Below are 18,578 nucleotides of genomic sequence, written 5' to 3' on the forward strand. Positions count from 1 at the left end.
CCCCGGGCTTCCGCCACGCTGTGCCCATGACTGGCTCCAGGTACCCCGGCTTCACCGTCGATCCCGAGACCGACCCGCGACCCGGCGACCCGGTCATGGGCGGCGAGCGCGAGACGCTCGAGGAGTACCTGCGCTACTACCGGCTCACCCTCGCGGTGAAGTGCGACGGCCTGGACGCCGAGCAGCTCGCCCGCCGCTCGGTGCCGCCGTCCACGATGTCGCTGCTGGGCCTCGTGCGGCACATGGCCTGGGTCGAGCAGCACTGGTTCCACGTCGTCATGAACGGCGAGGACGTCGCGCGCCACTTCGAGCGCGAGGGTGCGAGCGACCCCGAGTTCGACGGCGCGGTGGCCGACGACGGCGTCGTGGAGGAGGCGTTCCGGCTCTGGCACGAGGAGATCGAGCACGCCGAGCGGCTGGTCGCGAAGGCCGACAGCCTCGACGTCGTGGGGCACCACCCGCGCACGGGCGCCGCGATCAACCTGCGCGAGGTGCTCGTGCACATGATCGAGGAGTACGCCCGCCACTGCGGCCACGCCGACCTGCTGCGCGAGTGCATCGACGGGGCGACCGGCGAGTGACCGGCGAGACGCCGGTCACAGCGGGGCCGTCCCTAGACTCGGCCGGGTGGAGAGGAGCACCACCGTGCTGAAGGACCGTCCCTGGCTGTCGAGCTACTCCGCGGGCGTGCCCGCGAAGGTCGAGGTGCCCGACGAGCCGGTGACCGCCGGGCTGCGTCGCGCCGCCGAGCAGTGGCCCGACCGCGTGGCCGTCGACTTCCTCGGCGCCGCTACCACGTTCGCCGACCTGGACGAGCGCATCCGCAAGGCGTCCGGCGCCCTGCGCGCCCTCGGCGTGCAGCGCGGCGACCGGGTCGCGCTGGTGATGCCGAACTGCACCTCGCACGTGGTCGCCTTCCACGCCGTGCTGCGCCTCGGCGCGGTCGCGGTCGAGCACAACCCCACGTACACCGCCGACGAGCTGCGTCACCAGCTGGCCGACAGCGGCGCGACCACCGCCCTGGTCTGGCAGCACGTGGTCAAGACCGTCGTCGACGCCCAGGACGGCACCGACCTGCGCCGCGTCGTCTCGGTCGACGTCTCCCGCGACCTGCCCCGCGCGTCCCGGGTCGCCATGAAGCTGCCGGTGGCCAAGGCCCGCCAGACCCGCGAGGCGCTCACCGGCGAGGTGCCCGCCGGCGTCCCGGACTGGCACCGGCTCGTGGCCAAGGCCGCCCCGCTGGACGTCCAGCCGCCGGCCGCCGACGACGTCGCCCTGCTGCAGTACACCGGCGGCACCACCGGCACGCCCAAGGCGGCCGTGCTCACCCACCGCAACCTGGTCGCCAACGTCGTCCAGGGCTTCACCTGGGCCGGCTTCCGCCACGGCGAGGAGACGGTCTACGGCATCCTGCCGTTCTTCCACGCGTTCGGGCTCACGTTCTGCCTGACGCTGCCGGGCTACATCGGCGCGACCCTCGTGGCGTTCCCGCAGTTCGACCCCGCGTCCGTCGTCGCCGCCCAGCGCCGCCGGCCGGCGACCTTCCTGCCCGGCGTGGCGCCCATGTTCGACCGGGTGCTGGACGCGCTCGACGCGGCGGCGAAGAAGCCGGCCGACGGCCTGCGCTCGATCCGGGTCTCGTTCGCCGGCGCCATGCCGATCAGCAAGGCGACCGCCGACCGCTGGGAGAGGACCACCGGCGGCCTGCTCATCGAGGGCTACGGCATGACCGAGGCGTCGCCGATCGCGCTCGGCAACCCGTGCTCGGAGCGTCGCCGCCCCGGCACGCTCGGCCTGGCGTTCCCCAGCACCGACATCCGCGTCGTGTCGCAGGACGACCCGACGGTCGACGTGTCGGCCGAGGACGACGGCACGCTGCGCGGTGAGCTGCTGCTGCGCGGCCCCCAGGTCTTCCAGGGCTACTGGAACCGGCCCGAGGAGACCGACCACCAGCTGCTCGAGGGCGGCTGGCTGCGCACGGGCGACGTCGTCGTGGTCGAGCCCGACGGCTGGACGACCCTGGTCGACCGGGTCAAGGAGATGATCATCGTCGGCGGGTTCAAGGTGTACCCGTCGCAGGTCGAGGACCACCTGCGCACCATGCCCGGCGTGCAGGACGTCGCCGTGGTCGGCCTGCCGACCGACGACGGCGAGGAGGTCGCCGCGGCCCTGGTCATGGAGACCGGCGCCCCGACGCCCGACCTGGCCGCCGTGCGCGAGTGGGCCGAGCAGCGCCTGCCGCGCTACGCCCTGCCTCGCTCGGTGCACGTGCTCGACGACCTGCCGCGCTCGCAGATCGGCAAGGTCCTGCGCCGCCTCGTCCGCGACACCCTCCTGCACCGCGACTGACGCACTTCCCTCACGCCTCGACGGGGTCCCGTTCCCGCTGAGTGTGACGTTTCGGGGGGCGATCGGCCGGATCCACCCCCGAAACGTCACGCTCAGCGAGTGCTGGGCTCACGCGCCGGGGTGGGGACGCGTTCCGGTGCCGACGTGGACCTCCATCGTCCCGGTCACCGGCCCCTCGCCGAGCACGGCGGTCATCTCGGCCGCGACCGCCCGGGTGAGCGCCTCCAGGTCGCCGCGGGCGGTCAGCTCGCCGCGCAGCGGAGTCCCGCCGCAGAACCCCTCGGCCAGGTCGACGGCCGAGGACGCGTGCCCGGTCACGGTCACGGTCTCGACGCTCGCGTCGTCGAACCCGGCGGTCCCCAGGTCCGCGAGCAGGGCGCGGGGGTCGTCGTAGCCGTGCGGCACACGCGCGATGAACGCCGGCGGGTCGGCCAGCACGCGCCCGACCGCGGTGACCAGCGCGGAGGAGAAGGTGTGCCTCGCGACGTCGCCCCAGGTGACGACCAGCACCCGACCGCCCGGCTCGAGCACCCGAGCGCACTCGCGCAGCCCGGCGACCTTGTCCGGGAAGAACATGACCCCGAACTGGCACGCGACCAGGTCGAAGGAGCGGTCGGGGAAGGGCAGGTCGAGCGCGTCGGCGACCTGCCAGCGGGCGCTCGGGACCCGCTGCTCGCCGACGGCGACCATGGCCGGGTTGAGGTCGGTGGCGATGAGCTCGGCGTCCGGGACGGCGTCGCGCAGGGCCACGGTCGCGACACCGGTGCCCGCCGCCAGCTCCAGCACCCGGTGCGGGGCGAGGTGCGCGACGCGGGCGCCCAGGTCGGCCGCCACGGGCGCGAAGACCGCCGGCCCCAGGTGGCGGTCGTACACCTGCGGCATCGAGCCCGTCCAGGACGCGTCCGGCTCCATCGTCGAAGGCTACGCCCGAAAGCGTCCGCGGCACCCCTCTCGTCGGGGGTCCCGTTCCCGCTGAGTGTGACGTTTCGGGGGTGGTTACGGCCGGACGACCCCCGATACGTCACGCTCAGCGCGAACCCGGCACCGCCTGCGGGGTGAGGTCTCGGCTGCGAGGATGACCGCATGGCGATCCGACCCGTGTCCGACACCCAGGTGCTTCCCGGCCGGCCGTTCCCGCTCGGCTCCCACCCTGAGGCCGGCGGTGTCCGGTTCGCCGTCACCTCCGCCGTCGCCGAGCGGGTCGAGGTCTGCCTCGTCGACGACGACGGCACCGAGCGCCGGGTCGAGCTGACCGAGCGGACGTTCGGCGTCTGGCACGGCCTCGTCCCGGGCGTCACCCCCGGCCAGCGCTACGGCTACCGCGTCCACGGCCCGTACGACCCGTCGCGCGGGCTGCGCAGCAACCCGAACAAGCTGCTCGTCGACCCCTACGCCCGGCGCATCACCGGCACGCTCAGTTCGCCGGCCGCCGCCCGCGGCTATGTGGGCGACCCCGAGCGCGGACGCCCGTCGCCGACCGACTCGCTGGGCAGCGTGCCGCTCTCGGTCGTCACCTCGCCCGGCGGCCCCGACACCGGCGTGAAGCCGGAGGTGCCGTTCGAGGAGACGGTCGTCTACGAGCTGCACGTCCGCGGGTTCACCAAGCAGCATCCCGACATCCCCGAGCACCTGCGCGGCACCTACCTCGGCCTGGCCCACCCGGTCGCGATCGAGCACCTCACCCGGCTCGGCGTCACCGCGGTCGAGCTGCTGCCCGTGCACTCCTTCGTCGACGAGCCCTCGCTCACCCGCCGCGGCCGGCACAACTACTGGGGCTACTCGCCGCTGGGCTACTTCGCGCCGCACGCCGCCTACGCCAGTGAGCCCGGCCGCGAGGTCGAGGAGTTCCGCACCATGGTCGCGGCGCTGCACGCGGCGGGCATCGAGGTCATCCTCGACGTCGTCTACAACCACACCTGCGAGGCCGGGCCGGAAGGACCGACGCTGAGCTTCCGCGGCCTGGACGCCCCGGCCTACTACCTGCACGACCAGCGCGGCCACATGGCCGACATCACCGGCTGCGGCAACACGATCGAGGCGGCGTCGCCGACCGTCGTCCGGCTGGTCACCGACTCGCTGCGCTACTGGGCCACCGAGATGGGCGTCGACGGCTTCCGGTTCGACCTGGCCAGCACCCTCGGACGTCCGCACGGCGGCTTCTTCGACCGCGACTCCACGATGCTCACCGCCATCACGACCGACCCCGTGCTGTCGCGCTGCAAGCTGATCGCCGAGCCGTGGGACGCGACGGGGGAGGGCTACCGGGTCGGTGACTTCGGCGCCCAGTGGGCCGAGTGGAACGGCCGCTACCGCGACACCGTCCGCGACTTCTGGCGCGGGCAGGACGCCGTGCGCGAGCTGGCGTCGCGGCTGTCGGGCAGCTCGGACTTGTACGACCACAACCGGCGCCGGCCGTGGCAGTCGGTCAACTTCGTCACCGCCCACGACGGGTTCACGCTCCGCGACCTGGTCTCCTACGACCGCAAGCACAACGAGGCCAACGGCGAGGACAACCGCGACGGCACCGACGACAACCGCTCCTGGAACCACGGCGTCGAGGGCGAGACCCGCGACCCCGAGGTGCGCGCCCTGCGCACGCGCCAGGCCCGCAACCTGCTCGCGACGCTGCTGCTGTCCACCGGCACGCCGATGTTCGTGGCCGGCGACGAGCTGTGGCGCACCCAGAAGGGCAACAACAACGCCTACTGCCTGGACGACGAGACGTCCTGGGTCGACTGGAGCCTGTCCGAGGACGCCGAGGCGATGCTCGAGTTCACCCGCCGGGTCGTGCGGCTGCGGGCCGAGAGCCCCGCGCTGCGCCAGCCGGAGTTCTTCGACGGACGCCAGACGCCGACCGGTCGTCCGGACCTGATCTGGCTCGGCCCCGACGGCGCCGAGCTCACCGAGGCCGACTGGTTCGAGGAGCGCCGGTTCCTGGGCATGTGGATCGACGGGTCCAACAGCCAGTCGCGCACCCGCGAGGGTGAGCTCGTCGCCGACCACTCGTGGCTGCTGCTGCTCAACGCCCAGGCCGAGGACGTCGAGGCGACGCTGCCGGGCGAGGAGTTCGGCACGTCGTTCACCCCGGTGCTCGACACCCGGTCGCTCGACGGGGTGCCGGCCGACGACGTGACGCTCGCTCCCGGCGCCGCGCTGCCCGTGGCGGGGCGCTCGCTCGTGCTGCTGCGCATCCCGCGCGAGGTCTGAGCGCGGCCCCGCTCGCAGGGCGGTGTGGGGGAGCGCCCGGCACACTCGGCGCATGGACGTCCGCGCTCGGCTCATCCCCACCCACGTCCCCGCCCGCCCCGACGCCGTCGTGCTCGTGCTGCACGGCGGCGCCAGCAGGCCGGGGTCGCCGATGGTGAGCCCGACCCAGCTGTCGGTCGTGCGCATGGTCCCGGTCGCCCGCCGGGTCGCGCGCGCCGGTCGCCGACGCCTGGCCGTCTACCGCCTGCTCAACTCCTCCCGCGGCTGGGACGCTTCGCACACCCCCGTCGACGACGTCGCCTGGGCGCTGGGGCAGCTGCGCGAGAAGCACGGCGACCTGCCGGTCGGGCTCGTCGGCCACTCCCTCGGCGGACGCGCGGCCCTGCTCTCGGCCGGTCGTCCCGAGATCGCCTCGGTCGTCGCGCTCGCGCCGTGGCTCTACCCCGACGACGGCGTGCCGACCGGCGACCGGCCCGTGCTGGTCGTGCACGGCGACCACGACCGCATCGCGCCGATCGCCCACGCCCGCGCCGTCGTGGCCCGGCTCGCGCGCTCCGGACGCGTCGCGCTCGTCGTCGTCCGCGGCGGCACCCAGGCCATGCTCCGCCGCGCCGGCGAGTTCGACGGCACGGCCGCGCGGTTCCTCGCCGCGACGCTGCTCGGCCGCCCCGCGAGCGGCACCGCGGGCCGCGTGCTCGCCGGCGAGGACGCCCTGCAGGTCTGAGCCCGGTTGCGGCCCGGCGTCGCGCTGGCAGTCTTGGCCGTACCGCGACGAGAGGGGACCCTGTGCAGGGACGACTGGGGATCGACGACGTCCGCCCGCAGGTCGCCGGAGGACGCTTCCCGGCCAAGGCCGTGGTCGGCGAGCACGTGCCGGTGACCGCGACCGTCTGGCGCGAGGGCCACGACGCCGTCGCCGCCACCGTGGTCTGGAAGGGTCCGGGCGACCGCACCGCGCGCTCGGTGCGCATGGAGCCGCACGGGGCGCCGGGCCTGGACCGCTTCGCCGCCGCCGTCGTCCCGGACGCCGTCGGCACCTGGACGTTCCGGGTCGACGCCTGGGGCGACCCGTGGGCGACGTGGCTGCACGCGATCGAGAAGAAGGTCGCCGCGGGCCAGGACGCCGACGAGCTGGCCAACGACCTCGAGGTCGGCGCCCGGGTGCTCGACGAGAGCTCCGACCGCCGGTCGCGCACCCTGCTGCAGCAGGCCGCCGCCGCCCTGCGCGACACGTCGCTCCCGCTCGACGAGCGGCTCGCGCCGGCGCTGTCGGAGCCGGTGCTGACCGTCATGCACGACAACCCGGTGCGCGAGCTGGTCACCAAGGGCACGCCGCAGAGGCTGTGGGTCGACCGCGAGCGCGCCGCCTTCGGCTCCTGGTACGAGTTCTTCCCGCGCAGCACCGGCGGGGTCGACGCCGCCGGCAAGCCGGTGCACGGCACCTTCGCGACGTCCGCGCCGATGCTCGAGCGAGCTGCCCGCATGGGCTTCGACGTCGTCTACCTGCCGCCGATCCACCCGATCGGCCGGATCAACCGCAAGGGCCGCAACAACACGCTCGACCCGGGCCCGGACGACGTCGGCTCGCCGTGGGCGATCGGCGCCGAGGAGGGCGGCCACGACGCCGTCCACCCCGACCTGGGCACGATCGACGACTTCGACGCGTTCGTCGCGCGCGCCGGCGAGCTCGGCCTGGAGGTCGCGCTCGACCTCGCCCTGCAGGCCGCGCCCGACCACCCGTGGGCGCGTGAGCACCCCGAGTACTTCACGGTGCTGCCCGACGGCACGATCGCGTACGCCGAGAACCCGCCGAAAAAGTACCAGGACATCTACCCGGTCAACTTCGACAACGCGCCCGAGGCGATCTACGCCGAGGTGCTGCGGGTCGTCCGCTTCTGGGTCGACCACGGGGTGCGCATCTTCCGGGTCGACAACCCGCACACCAAGCCGCCGAGCTTCTGGGCCTGGCTCATCGAGGAGGTCAAGCGCGAGCACCCGGACGTGCTCTTCCTGGCCGAGGCGTTCACCCGCCCGGCGGTGCTGTTCGGCCTGGCCCGGCTCGGCTTCACGCAGAGCTACACCTACTTCACCTGGCGCACCGGCAAGGAGGAGCTCGTCGAGTTCGGCGAGATGGTCCGCGACCGCTGGGACGAGAGCCGGCCCAACCTGTTCGTGAACACGCCGGACATCCTGCACGAGTCCCTGCAGGTGGGCGGCCGGGGCATGTTCGCGCTGCGCGCCGCGCTCGCGGCCACCCTCGCGCCGACCTGGGGCGTCTACTCCGGCTACGAGCTGTACGAGCACGAGCCGGTGCGTCCCGGCAGCGAGGAGTACCTGAACTCCGAGAAGTACGAGCTGCGCCCGCGCGACTTCGACGCCGCCCTCGAGCAGGGACGCTCGCTGGAGCCGTGGCTGACCCGGCTCAACGAGGTGCGTCGCGCCCACCCGGCGCTGCAGCAGATGCGCACCCTGCGCTTCCACGACGTCGACAACGAGGCGCTGCTGGCCTACTCCAAGACCGACCCGGCCACGGGCGACACGGTGATCGTGGTCGTGACGCTCGACCCGCACCAGCCACAGGAGGGCACCCTCCACCTCGACCTCGAGGCGCTGGGCGTCGAGCCCGGCGGCTCGGTCGTGGTGCTGGACGAGGTGAGCGGCGACTCGTTCACCTGGGGCGAGCACAACTACGTCCGGCTCGACCCGGCGGTGGCCGTGGCGCACCTCGCCGCGGTCGTGCCGCAGGGCTGACCGCGTCGGGTCGCAGCCTCGGCGGACCTGCGCCAGGGTAGGAGCCATGCCCGACGTCTCCGGTTCCGACCTCCAGCGACACGATCCCCTCGACGGCCTCGAGGACGTCCCTCACACCGGTGAGTCCGTGACGTCCGACGGGCTGCTCGTCGAGCCCCAGGCCGGCGACTTCGCCCACGCGCACGAGGCTCCGAAGGACGCGTCCTGGTACAAGCACGCGGTCTTCTACGAGGTGCTGGTCCGCGCGTTCGCCGACTCCAACGGCGACGGCACGGGCGACCTGCGCGGACTGGCCGGCAAGCTCGACTACCTGCAGTGGCTCGGCGTCGACTGCCTGTGGCTGCCGCCGTTCTACGCCTCGCCGCTGCGCGACGGCGGCTACGACATCAGCGACTTCCGCGCGGTGCTGCCCGAGTTCGGCACGGTCGAGGACTTCGTGTTCCTGCTGGAGGAGGCGCACAAGCGCAACATCCGGGTCATCACCGACCTGGTGCTCAACCACACGTCCGACCAGCACCCCTGGTTCCAGGCGTCACGCACCGACCCCGACGGCCCCTACGGCGACTTCTACGTCTGGAGCGACGACGACTCGGCCTACAGCGACGCCCGCATCATCTTCGTCGACACCGAGACGTCCAACTGGACGTACGACCCGGTGCGCGGGCAGTTCTTCTGGCACCGCTTCTTCTCCCACCAGCCCGACCTCAACTACGAGAACCCGGCGGTGCAGGAGGCGATGATCGACGTCCTGCGCTTCTGGCTCGACCTGGGCATCGACGGCTTCCGCCTCGACGCCGTGCCCTACCTGTTCGAGGAGGAGGGCACGAGCAGCGAGAACCTGCCGCGAACGCACGAGTACCTGCGCAAGTGCCGCAAGGTGGTCGACGACGAGTACCCCGGTCGCGTGCTGCTCGCCGAGGCCAACCAGTGGCCGAGCGACGTCGTGGAGTACTTCGGCGACCCGGCCGTCGGCGGCGACGAGTGCCACATGGCCTTCCACTTCCCGCTCATGCCGCGCATCTTCATGGCGGTGCGGCGCGAGTCGCGCTTCCCGATCTCGGAGATCCTGCAGCAGACGCCGGCCATCCCGGACAAGGCCCAGTGGGGCATCTTCCTGCGCAACCACGACGAGCTGACCTTGGAGATGGTCACCGACGAGGAGCGCGACTACATGTACTCCGAGTACGCCAAGGACCCACGCATGAAGGCCAACATCGGCATCCGCCGGCGCCTGGCCCCGCTGCTCGACAACGACCGCAACCAGCTCGAGCTGTTCACCGCGATGCTGCTGAGCCTGCCCGGCTCGCCGGTGCTCTACTACGGCGACGAGATCGGCATGGGCGACAACATCTGGCTGGGCGACCGCGACGCCGTCCGCACCCCGATGCAGTGGAGCCCGGACCGCAACGCCGGCTTCTCCTCGTGCACGCCGGGGCGCATCTACCTGCCGGTGATCATGGACCCCACGTACGGGTACGAGGCGATCAACGTCGAGTCCCAGCAGGACAGCCCCGCGTCGCTGCTGAACTGGACCCGCCGGATGATCCAGGTGCGCAAGGAGCACATCGCCTTCGCCGAGGGCGACTTCGTCGACCTGGGCGGCTCGAACCCGAGCGTGCTGGCCTACCAGCGCACGTACGAGCGGCCCGACGGCGGACGCGACACGGTGCTGTGCGTCAACAATCTGTCGCGCTTCCCGCAGCCGGTCGAGCTCGACCTGTCGGCCTTCCAGGGCCTGGTGCCCAGCGAGCTGACCGGTGGCGTGCGGTTCCCCGAGATCGGCGAGCTGCCCTACCTCCTGACCCTGCCCGGGCACGGCTTCTACTGGTTCGAGCTGTGCCACTCCGACGACAACGACCCGAGGTGAGCGCGATGAGCTCGACCCCCTGGATGGACGTGGTGCTGCGGGCCCTGCCCGACTGGCTGACGACCCGGCGGTGGTTCGCGGGCAAGGACCGCCCGATCGACGCCGTGCAGGCCCTGGAGACGACCGTGCTCGTCGACGGCGACCCGGCGCTCGTGCACCTCGTGGTGGAGGTGCGCCAGGGCGACCGGCGCGACGTCTACCAGCTGCTCGTCGGCGCGCGCCGGGCCGAGGCGCCCGACGTCCCCGCGGCCGCGGTGATCGAGGTCGACGACGGCATCACGATGTACGAGGCCTCCGGTGACGCCGACGTCACCAGCGAGCTGCTCGGCCTGCTGGCCCGCGAGGCGACCGTCGGCGACGTCAGCTTCCACCTGGAGCCGGACGTCGTCCTGGACGCCGGCCTGCGCGGTCGCCCGATCACCAGCGAGCAGTCGAACACCTCCCTGGTGTTCGGCAGCCAGTACATCCTCAAGCTGTTCCGCCGGCTGTCGCCGGGCCTGAACAAGGACCTCGTGCTGCACCGGGCCCTGCGCGACGCCGGCTGCCAGCACATCGCGCAGCCGCTCGGCTCGATCGCCGGCCGCTTCGACGGGCAGGAGACGACGCTGGGCATGATGCAGCAGTTCTTCCCCGACGCGGCCGACGGCTGGGCGATGGCGACCACGAGCGTCCGCGACCTCATGGCCGACCCGGGCACCGCGCCCGAGGAGCACGGCGGCGACTTCTCCGGCGAGGCCCGCCGCCTCGGCCAGGCCGTGGCGCACGTGCACGCCGACCTGGCCCGGGCGCTCGGCACCGCCGACGTCGGGCCGGACGAGCTCGCCGGCAAGGTGCGCACCATGACGGACCGGCTCGAGACGGTGGCCGCGGACGTGCCGCAACTCGCACCGCACGTGCCGGGCATCCGGGCCGCGCTCGAGCGCGTCCAGGAGCTGCCCACGCCGCTGCGCAGCCAGTACGTCCACGGCGACCTGCACCTGGGCCAGGTGCTGCGCACCGTCGGCGGCTGGACGGTCATCGACTTCGAGGGCGAGCCGGCCGCACCGCTGCAGGAGCGCGCCGCGCTGCGCTCCCCGCTGCGCGACGTCGCCGGCATGCTGCGCTCGTTCGACTACGCCGCGCACCAGCTGCTCGTCGGCCAGCCCGACGACGTCCAGGCGCTGACCTACGGCGCGCTGGCCTGGGCGCAGGTCAACCGCGACGCGTTCTGCGAGGGGTACGCCTCGGTCTCGGACCTGGGCGACCCGCGCGAGCACGCCGTCCTGCTTACCGCGCTCGAGCTCGACAAGGCCGTCTACGAGGTCGGCTACGAGCACGCCAACCGGCCGGACTGGCTCGAGGTCCCGCTGTCGTCCATCGCCCGCATCGTGGAGGGGGTCGCATGAAGCACGCCAAGGAGACCGGGCTCGGAGAGCTCGACCTGCACCTGATCGGCGAGGGCCGGCACGAACGGCTGTGGCAGGCGCTCGGCGCCCACCCGGCCACCGTCGACGGGGTCGCCGGCACGTCCTTCGCGGTCTGGGCGCCCAACGCCCGCACCGTGCGGGTCGTCGGCGACTTCAACGGCTGGGACTCCGACGCCCACCCGCTGACCCACGCCGACGGTGGCATCTGGCAGGGCTTCGTGCCCGGTGCCGAGCCCGGCCAGCGCTACAAGCTGCGCCTGGAGGGCCCCGACGGCCAGTGGCACGAGAAGGCCGACCCCATGGCCTTCGCCACCGAGGTGCCGCCGGACAACGCGTCGGTCATCGCCACCACCACGCACGCGTGGGGCGACGACGAGTGGCTCGAGCGCCGCGCGGCGACCACCTGGTCCGACGCGCCGATGAGCATCTACGAGGTGCACCTGGGGTCGTGGCGCCAGGGCCTGTCGTACCGCGAGGCGGCCGAGCAGCTGGCCGACTACGTGCTCGAGCACGGCTTCACCCACGTGGAGCTGCTGCCGATCGCCGAGCACCCGTTCGGCGGCTCGTGGGGCTACCAGGTCACGTCGTACTACGCGCCGACGTCCCGGTTCGGCAGCCCGGACGACTTCCGCTGGTTCGTCGACCACCTGCACCAGCGCGGCATCGGCGTCATCGTCGACTGGGTGCCCGCGCACTTCCCGCGCGACGCCTGGGCCCTGGCCCGCTTCGACGGCACGCCGCTGTACGAGCACCCGGACCCGCGCCGCGGCGAGCAGCCCGACTGGGGCACCTACGTGTTCGACTTCGGACGTCCGCAGGTGCGCAACTTCCTCGTGGCCAACGCGCTGTACTGGCTGGAGGAGTTCCACGTCGACGGCCTGCGGGTCGACGCCGTCGCGTCCATGCTCTACCTGGACTACTCGCGCCAGGACGGCCAGTGGGAGCCGAACGTCCACGGCGGCCGCGAGAACCTCGAGGCCGTCCAGTTCCTGCAGGAGCTCAACGGCACCGTCGCCAAGCACCACCCCGACACGCTCGTCATCGCCGAGGAGTCCACGTCGTGGCCGGGCGTCACGGCGCCCACCGGCACCGGCGGCCTCGGCTTCGCGATGAAGTGGAACATGGGCTGGATGCACGACACGCTGCAGTACCTGGGTCGCGAGCCCGTGCACCGCTCCTGGCACCAGGACGAGATCACCTTCTCGCTGGTCTACGCCTGGAGCGAGCAGTTCGTGCTGCCGCTCTCGCACGACGAGGTCGTGCACGGCAAGGGCTCGTTGTGGGGCCGCTCGCCCGGCGACGCCTGGAACAAGGCTGCCGGCGTCCGCTCCCTGCTGGGCTACATGTGGGCCCACCCGGGCAAGCAGCTGCTGTTCATGGGCGGCGAGTTCGGCCAGTCGGGGGAGTGGTCCGAGGGCCGCTCGCTGGACTGGCACGAGCTGGACGACCCGCTGCACGCGGGCATCCAGCGGCTGGTCGGCGACCTCAACCGCACGTACGTGGCCTCGCCGGCGCTGTGGTCGCAGGACGCGCGCCCGGAGGGCTTCGTCTGGCTCGACGCGTCCGACGCCGCGGGCAGCGTGCTGAGCTTCCTGCGGGTGGGCTCCGACGGCACGCAGCTGGCCTGCGTGTGCAACTTCTCCGGCGCCCCGCACCTGGACTACCGGGTGGGCCTGCCGGCCACGGGCACGTGGCGCGAGGTGGTCAACACCGACGCCGAGGTCTACGGCGGGTCGGGCGTGGGCAACCTGGGCCGGGTCGAGGCCACGGACGAGCCGATGCACGGCCAGCCGGCCTCGGCGGTGCTGCAGATCCCGCCCGCGGGCGTGCTGTGGCTCGTGCACGAGGACGCGTCCGAGACGGTCGGCACGACGCTCGCGGAGGACGCGCTGGAGCCGGACGTGGAGCCGGTCGACGGGGTGTCCGGAAAGGCCTAGTCCGTTGTGACTAGACGGGACTAGTCCCCGTCCTCTAGTCTTCTGTCATCACTGGTGTGCACCACGGTGAAGAGGAGCCGGCTGGCGATCGGGGGACGTCAGCCGGCTCTCCTCACCGCTCACGCTGGGGTGGACCGAGAAGGGGCGACCGCTACGCGCTGGTCGCCCCTTCTTGTGTGCCCGGCCGGTGGCCGGAGTGGTCAGTCCTGCTCGGCCACCGGCTTGCCCGGCTCCTCCAGCGGGGGCCCGGCCTCCTCGGGCACGACGCCCGCCTCGCGGTCGACCCGCTCGAGCAGGTAGCGCAGGGTCTCGGCCACGGCCGAGGCCACCGGGACGGCCAGGAACGCGCCGGTGATGCCGAACATCGAGCTTCCGGCGGTGACCGAGAGCAGGATGATGCCGGCGTGCAGGTTCATGCTCTTGCCCTGCAGCCACGGGGAGAGCACGTTGCCCTCGAGCTGCTGCACGGCGACGACGATGGCGAGCGCGATGAGCGCCTCCTGCCAGCCGTTGGTGACCAGCGTGACCAGCACGGCCAGCGCGCCGCTGACGAAGGCGCCGATGATCGGGATGTAGCCGCCGAAGAACGTCACGACGGCCAGCGGGACGGCCAGCGGGACGTCCAGGATGATCAGGCCGAGGCCGATGATGATCGCGTCGATCGCGGCCACCATCGTCTGGGCCCGGATGAAGCCGCCCAGCGTGTTCCAGATGCGCAGGAGCAGCTCGGTCAGGTGACCGCCGACGCGCGCGCCGCCGATGGAGCGGACCCAGGGCAGGAACTTGTGGCCGTCCTTCATGAAGAAGAAGGTCAGCACCAGGATCAGCACGAGGTTGACGATGACGCCGGTCGCGACGCCGATCGTGGAGAAGACGCCGGAGCCGATCTGGGTCGCGCTGTCCTGGATCTTGTCCTGGACGGCGGAGATGGCGTTGGTGATCTGGCCGTTCGTGACCTCGAAGGGGCCGGTGACCAGCCACTCGCGGACCTGCTGCAGGCCGTCCGAGGCGCCCTCGGCGACGTCGTCGGCCTGGCCGGCGACCTGGGGCGCCAGGATGGCCACGAGGGCGCTGATCAGGGCGAAGAAGCTCAGCATCACCGTCACCGCGGCGAGGGCGTCCGGCCAGCCGTGGCGGCGCAGGAACCCGGTCGGCGGCTGCAGCACGGTGGCGACGACCAGGGCCATCGCCAGCGGGTACAGCACCATCCAGGTGTGGCCGATCACCCAGCCCAGGACCACCGCGGCCGCCGCGTACACGACGATGCGGATGCCCCACTTCTGCAGGACGGAGAACCCGTGGTCGACGACGCGGTCGCGGGCGCTCGAGGAAGTCATGGCGTCACCCTACGGGGCCAGCCGCCAGTCCACCGGGCGTGCCCCGAGCGCCTCGAGCGCGGCGTCGACGCGGCTGAACGGGCGGGACCCGAAGAAGCCCCGCGACGCCGACAGCGGGCTCGGGTGGGCGCTGGCCACGACCGGCGTGTCGCCGAGCAGCGGGGCCAGGGCCTGGGCGTCGCGGCCCCACAGCACGGCCACGAGCGGGGCGTCGCGGGCGACGAGGGCGCGGATGGCCTGCTCGGTGACGGTCTCCCACCCCTTGCCCCGGTGGCTTGCCGCCTCGCCTGGCCGGACGGTGAGCACGCGGTTGAGCAGCAGGACGCCCTGGCGCGCCCACGGCGTCAGGTCGCCCGAGGGCGAGGGCGGGACGCCGAGGTCGGCCTCGAGCTCGGCGAAGACGTTGACCAGGCTGCGCGGCAGCGGTCGGACGTCCGGCTGCACCGAGAACGACAGCCCCATCGCGTGGCCGGGCGTCGGGTACGGGTCCTGGCCGACCACGAGCACCTTCACGTCGGCCATCGGCTCGCGGAAGGCGCGCAGCACGGCGTCGCCGGCGGGCAGGTAGCCGCGGCCCGCCGCGGTCTCGGCGCGCAGGAAGTCGCCCAGGGCGTGGATGCGGTCCTCGACCGGGGCGAGCGCCTCGGCCCAGTCGGGGGCGACGAGCTCGGCCAGTGGGCGCCTCATGCGTCCACCCGTCCGGCCAAGGCTCGGCGGGCGAGCAGGCCGGCCGCCAGGCAGCCGACCAGCGGCACGAGCAGCGCGGTCGGCAGCGAGACCCAGGTGCGCAGAAACCCGATGATCGACGGGCCGGCCAGCAGCCCCGTGTAGCCGAAGCTGGTGATGCGGGCCAGGTAGGTGCCGGCCGCGGTCGGGTCGACGTTGCCGGCGGCGCTGAAGAACTGCGGCACGCAGCCGGCCAGCCCGACGCCGAACAGCGCCCAGGCGGCGATGGCGACAGGGGCGTTCGGGGCCAGCACCACGCCGAGCATGGCGACGGCCCCCACCAGGGCGGCGATGCTGACGTAGGTGGCCGAGCCGACGCGGGCCACGATCCGGTCGGCCACCAGGCGGACGATCGTCATGGTCGCCGAGAAGGCGCCGAAGGCCCAGGCGGCCACGGTCTCGGTCGAGCCGAGGCTGTCGCGCAGGTGGACGGTGCTCCAGTCGTAGGCGACGCCCTCGCTGAGCATGAGCGCGAAGGCGAGCCCGCCGAGCAGCGCGACGCGGGGCGTCCACGGGACGCGACGACGGCCGCCGTCCTCGGTGGGAGCCGGAGCAGCGTCGGCGAGCAGCGGGCGGCGGCAGACCGCGGCGCCGGCGATCCCGACGATCGCCGCGGCGGACAGCGTCGCCAGCATGCCGACGTCCTGGCCGATCAGCACGCCGCCCACGATCGCGGCGGCCAGGTTGCCCATCGAGAACAGGGCGTGGAAGGCCGACATGATCGGACGTCCGTAGGCCCGCTCGACCACGACGGCCTGCGCGTTCTGCGCGACGTCCACGACCCCGTTGGCCAGGCCGAGCACCGCCAGGACGACGGCCAGCGCCACGGGGGACTCGGCCAGCGCGATGAACGGCAGGACGAGCGCGAGCACGGTCATCGAGACGGCCACGGTGGGCGCGGAGCCGATGCGGTCGATGAGCCGGCCGCCGGCCTGCATGCCCACGAGCGCGGCGATCCCGACGAGCAGCAACATCCCGCCGAGGGTCGAGTCGTCGATGCCCGTGCGGTCCTTCACCAGGGGGATGTGCACGATCCACATGCCCAGCAGGAAGCCGTTGAGGCCGAACAGTCCGAAGGTGGCCCGGCGGGCTTGGGTCGGCGGCACCCGTCGAGCCTATCGACGCGACCCGGAGCCGTCCTGCCCGGCGTGAGCCCCTAGGCTCGACGCGCTGTGTCAGCCGTCGCCGCCTACCGCGAGCTCCTGCGGATCGTCGGGCCCGCCTACGTCCTCGTAGCCTTCCTCGGGCGAGTTCCGCTTGCCATGAGCCAGATGGGCACCCTCGTGCTGGTCAGCGAGGCCACCGGCCGGTACGCGTACGGCGGCGCCGCCGCCGGCGTCCTGGCCGTCGCCAACGCCGTCGGGGCACCGTTCTGGGGCACGCTCGCCGACCGTCACGGCCAGCGCGGCACCGTGCTGGTGCAGTCCCTCGCCGGAGCGGCGGCCCTCGTCGGGCTCGTGGCCGTCGCAGACGAGTCGCCGTGGGCGGCCATCGCCGTCTCGGGCGTGGCCGGCCTGTTCATCCCGCAGGTCGGGCCGCTGGCCCGCGTGCGCTGGCGGCCGATCGCCGAGGGCGCGGCCGTCGGGCCCCGGGACGACCCGGCCTACCGGCGCATGGTCGTCGACGCCGCGTTCTCCTACGAGGGCGCCGCCGACGAGGCCTCGTTCGTCCTCGGGCCCGCGCTCATCGGCGTGCTGGCGTTCGTCGGCGAGCCGTCCGTCGCGCTGCTGGTCGGCGCCGCGCTGCTCGCGGTGTTCGGGACGCTGTTCGCCGTCCACCCCACGGCCGCGCTCACCAGGGTCGACCGCAGCGCCGTGCCGCCGGCCGGACGTCTGCTGGTGCCCGCCTTCGTGCTCCTCGTCCTGGCCCAGGCCTGGGTCGGGGTGCTGTTCGGCTCGGTGCAGACCGGCACGACCGCGCTCACGACCGCCGCGGGCGAGCCGGGTGTGGCCGGGCTCGTCCACGCGGTGCTCGGCGTCGGCAGCGTCGCCGCCGGCCTGACCATGGCCGCCGTGCCCGAGCGCATCGGCTACGCCACCCGGTCGCTGGCCGCGGCGGTCGCGCTGCTCGTGCTCGCCATGCCGCTGCTGCTCGTCGACACCATCGCCCAGCTCGTCGTCGTGGTGCTGTTCCTCGGCCTGGCGGTCGCGCCGTACATGATCAGCAACTTCGCGCTGGCCGGGCAGATCGTGCCCGAGCACCGGATCGGCGCCGCCATGACGCTGCTCGCCGGCGCGACCGGCATCGGCTACGCCCTCGGCTCCTCGGTCGCCGGGCGCCTGGCCGACGCGCACGGGCACTCCGGCGCCTTCGTCGTCCCCGTGGCGACGGCCGCGCTCGCGGTGCTGACCGCGCTGGCCGGTCAGCGGGCGAGCCGGCGCTCCAGGGCCTGACGCGCGTCCGGCCACTCGGTGTCGAGCATCGAGAACAGGTGGGTGTCACGCCACGAGCCGTCGCGCCGCCGCTTGTGCTTGCGCATGACGCCCTCGCGGGTGGCGCCGAGCCGGGCGATGGCGGCCTGCGAGCGGTGGTTGTGCTCGTCGGTGTGCCAGACGACCCGCACGCAGCCCAGGTCGTCGAACGCGTGGCGCAGCAGCAGCAGCTTGGCCTCGGTGTTGATGCCCGTGCGCCAGAACCGCCGGCCCAGCCAGGTGAACCCGATGGCGACGGTGCGCGCGGTCTCGCTCATGTCGTAGTACGACGTCGTGCCGGCCACCTCCCCGCTGGCGCGGTCGACCTGCACCCAGGTGCGGTCGGGAAGGGCCAGGGAACGCTCGACCATCGCCTCGGCGTCCTCGAGCGTCCGGGGGCGGGGGAGGGTCAGCCAGGCGAAGACCTCATCGTCGTCGGCCGCGGCCAGCAGGCCGGCGGCGTGGTCGGGGCGCATCGGCACAAGCTCCACGTGGGTGCCGACGAGGTGCGGGGTGACGGTCCAGTCGCTCACGGACGTCAACCTATCGGGGCTGGCGTGGTCCCCTCCACGTGCCGGGAGTCGCGC

General features: G+C 73.1%; 14 protein-coding genes. 9 read left to right on the forward strand and 5 right to left on the reverse strand.

Annotated elements, in window-relative coordinates:
* Window positions 1-26 precede the first annotated feature (26 nt).
* Window positions 27-581: a DinB family protein gene (locus tag HGAM_RS06795; protein WP_019144723.1), complete on the forward strand. Its 555-nt coding sequence runs from the start codon at window positions 27-29 to the stop codon at window positions 579-581.
* 46 nt (window positions 582-627) lie between these two features.
* On the forward strand, window positions 628-2,349 hold the full coding sequence (locus tag HGAM_RS06800) for an AMP-binding protein (RefSeq protein WP_019144724.1): 1,722 nt from the start codon (window positions 628-630) through the stop codon (window positions 2,347-2,349).
* A gap of 108 nt (window positions 2,350-2,457) precedes the next feature.
* Here HGAM_RS06800 and HGAM_RS06805 read toward each other — a convergent pair whose 3' ends face one another.
* Window positions 2,458-3,261 (reverse strand): class I SAM-dependent methyltransferase, encoded by an 804-nt coding sequence (locus HGAM_RS06805; RefSeq protein WP_019144725.1) that lies wholly within the window; start codon window positions 3,259-3,261, stop codon window positions 2,458-2,460.
* 171 nt (window positions 3,262-3,432) lie between these two features.
* Between HGAM_RS06805 and glgX the strand changes: the two genes are divergently transcribed.
* The 6 genes from glgX to glgB all read left to right on the forward strand — a co-directional run bounded on the left by glgX (window position 3,433) and on the right by glgB (window position 13,517).
* The gene (glgX, locus tag HGAM_RS06810; RefSeq protein WP_019144726.1) at window positions 3,433-5,556 is read left to right on the forward strand and encodes a glycogen debranching protein GlgX; all 2,124 of its coding nucleotides are present in this window, start codon (window positions 3,433-3,435) and stop codon (window positions 5,554-5,556) included.
* A gap of 52 nt (window positions 5,557-5,608) precedes the next feature.
* On the forward strand, window positions 5,609-6,280 hold the full coding sequence (locus tag HGAM_RS06815) for an alpha/beta fold hydrolase (protein WP_020693875.1): 672 nt from the start codon (window positions 5,609-5,611) through the stop codon (window positions 6,278-6,280).
* 62 nt (window positions 6,281-6,342) lie between these two features.
* Window positions 6,343-8,307 (forward strand): maltotransferase domain-containing protein, encoded by a 1,965-nt coding sequence (locus HGAM_RS06820; RefSeq protein ID WP_019144727.1) that lies wholly within the window; start codon window positions 6,343-6,345, stop codon window positions 8,305-8,307.
* 46 nt (window positions 8,308-8,353) lie between these two features.
* Window positions 8,354-10,174 carry a maltose alpha-D-glucosyltransferase gene (gene treS / locus HGAM_RS06825; protein WP_019144728.1) on the forward strand — a complete coding sequence of 607 codons (1,821 nt, stop codon included), beginning with the start codon at window positions 8,354-8,356 and terminating at the stop codon, window positions 10,172-10,174.
* Between the two features lie 5 nt (window positions 10,175-10,179).
* Window positions 10,180-11,559, forward strand: coding sequence for a maltokinase N-terminal cap-like domain-containing protein (locus tag HGAM_RS06830; RefSeq protein ID WP_019144729.1), 1,380 nt, complete (start codon window positions 10,180-10,182; stop codon window positions 11,557-11,559).
* The gene (gene glgB / locus HGAM_RS18185) at window positions 11,556-13,517 is read left to right on the forward strand and encodes a 1,4-alpha-glucan branching protein GlgB (RefSeq protein WP_019144730.1); all 1,962 of its coding nucleotides are present in this window, start codon (window positions 11,556-11,558) and stop codon (window positions 13,515-13,517) included. The genes HGAM_RS06830 and glgB overlap by 4 nt, the downstream gene beginning before the upstream one ends.
* Window positions 13,518-13,717: 200 nt before the next feature.
* Here glgB and HGAM_RS18190 read toward each other — a convergent pair whose 3' ends face one another.
* From HGAM_RS18190 to HGAM_RS06850, 3 genes are read right to left on the reverse strand one after another with little or no spacing between them, the layout of a single operon-like run.
* Window positions 13,718-14,854 (reverse strand): AI-2E family transporter, encoded by a 1,137-nt coding sequence (locus HGAM_RS18190; protein ID WP_019144731.1) that lies wholly within the window; start codon window positions 14,852-14,854, stop codon window positions 13,718-13,720.
* A 9-nt stretch (window positions 14,855-14,863) separates the two neighbouring features.
* Window positions 14,864-15,541 (reverse strand): uracil-DNA glycosylase, encoded by a 678-nt coding sequence (locus HGAM_RS06845; protein WP_019144732.1) that lies wholly within the window; start codon window positions 15,539-15,541, stop codon window positions 14,864-14,866.
* The gene (locus HGAM_RS06850) at window positions 15,538-16,686 is read right to left on the reverse strand and encodes an MFS transporter (RefSeq protein ID WP_019144733.1); all 1,149 of its coding nucleotides are present in this window, start codon (window positions 16,684-16,686) and stop codon (window positions 15,538-15,540) included. The genes HGAM_RS06845 and HGAM_RS06850 overlap by 4 nt, the downstream gene beginning before the upstream one ends.
* A 66-nt stretch (window positions 16,687-16,752) precedes the next feature.
* Between HGAM_RS06850 and HGAM_RS06855 the strand changes: the two genes are divergently transcribed.
* Complete coding sequence (locus HGAM_RS06855; protein ID WP_019144734.1) at window positions 16,753-17,973, forward strand: MFS transporter; 1,221 nt, start codon at window positions 16,753-16,755, stop codon at window positions 17,971-17,973.
* Here HGAM_RS06855 and HGAM_RS06860 read toward each other — a convergent pair.
* Window positions 17,943-18,524, reverse strand: a complete 582-nt coding sequence (locus tag HGAM_RS06860; RefSeq protein ID WP_019144735.1) for a GNAT family N-acetyltransferase — start codon at window positions 18,522-18,524, stop codon at window positions 17,943-17,945. The genes HGAM_RS06855 and HGAM_RS06860 overlap by 31 nt on opposite strands.
* Between the last annotated feature and the right edge of the window lie 54 nt (window positions 18,525-18,578).

The sequence above is a fragment of the Aeromicrobium massiliense JC14 genome (genome assembly GCF_000312105.1).
GTDB classification, from domain to species: Bacteria; Actinomycetota; Actinomycetes; order Propionibacteriales; family Nocardioidaceae; genus Aeromicrobium; species Aeromicrobium massiliense.